Below are 967 nucleotides of genomic sequence, written 5' to 3' on the forward strand. Positions count from 1 at the left end.
CTAGGGCGTGTCTCCTAATGCGCCTGCGGCATGATGTGGATGTGGAGCGCCTCGTAGACCTGGACGTCCTCGCGCAGCGATTGTCGCCTGTCGTGAAGGAATGGCAGCGCTTGGCCTGGGTTGGGCCTTTTACTTGGCGGGATCAGATGGCGCGTTGGCCTCAGCCGATCACTTCGGATCGCGAGAGCGTCCAACTGCCCGACTCGCTCGGAATTCGAGTTCGCCGGGGCGCTGACAGCGAGTTCGAGATTGTCGTTTGGGCCGGCGGATGGGCAGACGTCGAGTTCCTGCGTGACGGCGAGGTCTATAGCTTCTGCCCAGAGTTCAGCGATGTCGGCGGCGCCTTCTCCTCCGTGGTCAAGGAGATCGAGGACTTCCTGGCTTAGCGAGTCTCGCTCATGCGGCTTGCCCAGAGCGTGACGGCCCGGAGGACGGCCCCGCCACGGTAGGTGAGCACGAGTTTGTCGTATCTGCTGGCCAGCCCGCGCCACTGCTTTGTGTCGTTGAAGCCGCGCTCGATCACATTCCGGCCGCGGTAGTCTTCGACGTCGTAGCGGACGGGGCGGCCGCCACTGCTGCCCCGCCGCTTCCGGTGAGCGGCCTGATCTGCCGGCTCCGGGATCACCGCGACGATGCCACGCTGTCGAAGGTGCGCACGGATCGCGCGAGATGAGTACGCCTTGTCGCCGCGGACCCGGTCCGGCTTGGATCTTGGTCGGCCGGGACCGCGGCGGGCGACTCTAAGGTGGCCCATCAGAATCGGGAACATTGGGGCGTCGCCGGCCTGCCCGGGCCCGACCAGGACGACCAACGGCAGCCCATGACCGTCGACGAGCTGGTGGATCTTCGTACTCAGTCCGCCGCGCGAACGGCCGATCCCGTGATCAGCGGGCTCGGCCAGCAGTTTCTTGTAATTCGACAAGTCCCCCTGTGACCCGCGGAAGAGTCGTCGCGTGCTGGTGCGCGC

At 65.9% G+C, this 967-nt stretch carries 1 protein-coding gene and 1 pseudogene; one reads left to right on the top strand and one right to left on the bottom strand.

What is annotated here, in order from left to right; genetic code table 11:
• Positions 1 to 386 (top strand): hypothetical protein (locus PX701_RS18365; RefSeq protein WP_275507121.1); only part of this gene is annotated, 386 nt, incomplete at its 5' end.
• On the opposite strand, the pseudogene PX701_RS18370 reads toward PX701_RS18365, so the two are convergent.
• A pseudogene (locus tag PX701_RS18370) lies at positions 383 to 967 on the bottom strand (IS5 family transposase); the annotation flags it as partial. The gene PX701_RS18365 and the pseudogene PX701_RS18370 sit on opposite strands and share 4 nt — an antisense overlap.

It is taken from the genome of Agromyces chromiiresistens (assembly GCF_029167465.1).
Lineage (GTDB): Bacteria > Actinomycetota > Actinomycetes > Actinomycetales > Microbacteriaceae > Agromyces > Agromyces chromiiresistens.